Origin of the sequence: Micromonospora sp. NPDC049580, assembly GCF_040675595.1 — a bacterium.
Classification (GTDB): Bacteria; Actinomycetota; Actinomycetes; order Mycobacteriales; family Micromonosporaceae; genus Micromonospora.
The window spans coordinates 1-1651 of the sequence record NZ_JBFAPG010000779.1 but is presented as its reverse complement, the minus strand read 5'-3'; the positions used below and the strand labels follow the sequence as shown (position 1 = coordinate 1651).

Genomic DNA, 1651 nt, shown 5'->3' with positions numbered 1-1651 from the left:
CGGCGGCCTTGGCCCGCTCGGCGAGCAGGGCGCCCACCTTGCCGGCGAGGGCGCTCTTGTCGCCCTCCGTACCGCGCAGCGAGGAGTCCAGGGTCGACGCCGACGCCAGGGTGTGGCCCTTGGTGTCGTCGACGATCTGGGCAACCATGTGCCGCAGCGAACGGGTGACGACCAGGCGCGGACGCTCGGCCGTACCGCTGACGTTCTTGCGGACGCGGAAGTGCCGACGCGCACGCCCAACGGCGCGCTTGGCGGCGACGCCGCGGCGGCGCTTGAGCAGCGTGGCGCTCACTTCTTACCTGCCTTTCCAGCCTTCGCGTTGCTGGGGCGGATGACCTCGCCCATTACTTCTTACCTGCCTTGCCGGCCTTGCGGCGGATGACCTCGCCCTGGTACTTCACGCCCTTGCCCTTGTAGGGCTCCGGCGGACGGATCTTCCGGATGTTGGCGGCGACCTCACCGACCTGCTGCTTGTCGATGCCGGCCACGTGGAACAGGGTCGGCCGCTCCACCGTGAAGGTGATGCCCGCCGGCGCGGGAACGACCACCGGGTGCGAGAACCCGAGCGCGAACTCGAGGTCCGAACCCTTGGCGGTGACCCGGTAACCGGTGCCGGCGATCTCCAGGCTCTTGCGGTAGCCCTCGGTCACGCCGACGATCATGTTGGCGACCAGGGTACGGCTCAGGCCGTGCAGCTCCTTGGCCTTGCGCTCGTCGTTCGGGCGGTTGACGTTCAGCTGCCCGTCCTCCGCACGCTCGATCGTGATCGGGTCGGCGATCGTGTGCTGGAGCTCGCCCTTCGGGCCCTTGACCTTGACGGTCTGCCCGTCGATCGTGATGTCGACGCCGGCTGGTACCGGGATCGACTTACGTCCAATTCGCGACATTTCTACCAGTCTCCCGTTACCAGACGAAGGCGAGGACTTCCCCGCCAACACTCCGCTTGCGGGCCTGCCGGTCGGTCAGCAGCCCCTGGGACGTCGAAATGATCGCCACGCCCAGCCCACCGAGCACCCGCGGGAGCCCGTCCGACTTGGCGTACACCCGGAGACCGGGCTTGGACACGCGCTTGATGCCGGCCAGGCTCCGCTCCCGGTTCTGGCCGTACTTCAGCTCGACGACCAGTCGCTTGCCGACGGCGCCCTCCTCGGGCTCCTCGACCGACCAGGTGGCGATGTAACCCTCGGCCTTCAGGACCTCGGCGATGTTCGCCTTGATCTTGGAGTAGGGCATCTTCACCTGATCGTGGTACGCCTGGTTGGCGTTACGCAGACGCGTGAGCATGTCTGCGATCGGGTCGGTCATCGTCATGGATTTCGTCAGCCTTTCTCGCCGGGGTTCCCGGGGCATCAGCCCCGGGCCTACGGCGAAGAGCAATACCTAATCGGTGCAGGAGTTCCCGGCTGACAGCCGGGACGCGGTCGCCCTTACCAGGAAGCCTTGGACACACCCGGCAGCTCACCGCGGTGGGCCATCTCCCGGATGCAGACCCGGCAGAGCCCGAACTTGCGGTAGACCGCCTTCGGACGCCCGCACCGCTGGCAGCGGGTGTACGCGCGAACCGAGAACTTCGGCTTCGCGGCCGCCTTGATGATCAGCGCCTTCTTGGCCATCTCAGTTCTCCTTGAACGGGAAGCCCAGGAGCTTGAGC

4 protein-coding genes are annotated in these 1651 nt (G+C 67.2%); all 4 read right to left on the bottom strand.

Annotated elements, in window-relative coordinates:
* The coding region (locus AB0J68_RS32025) for a 50S ribosomal protein L18 (RefSeq protein ID WP_363942605.1) at positions 1–292 on the bottom strand (292 nt) is incomplete at its 3' end.
* Between the two features lie 52 nt (positions 293–344).
* Positions 345–887, bottom strand: a complete 543-nt coding sequence (rplF, locus tag AB0J68_RS32020; RefSeq protein WP_354858653.1) for a 50S ribosomal protein L6 — start codon at positions 885–887, stop codon at positions 345–347.
* Between the two features lie 16 nt (positions 888–903).
* Positions 904–1311 carry a 30S ribosomal protein S8 gene (gene rpsH / locus AB0J68_RS32015; RefSeq protein ID WP_007465270.1) on the bottom strand — a complete coding sequence of 136 codons (408 nt, stop codon included), beginning with the start codon at positions 1309–1311 and terminating at the stop codon, positions 904–906.
* A 116-nt stretch (positions 1312–1427) separates the two neighbouring features.
* Positions 1428–1613, bottom strand: coding sequence for a type Z 30S ribosomal protein S14 (locus AB0J68_RS32010; RefSeq protein ID WP_007465272.1), 186 nt, complete (start codon positions 1611–1613; stop codon positions 1428–1430).
* Positions 1614–1651: the final 38 nt, after the last annotated feature.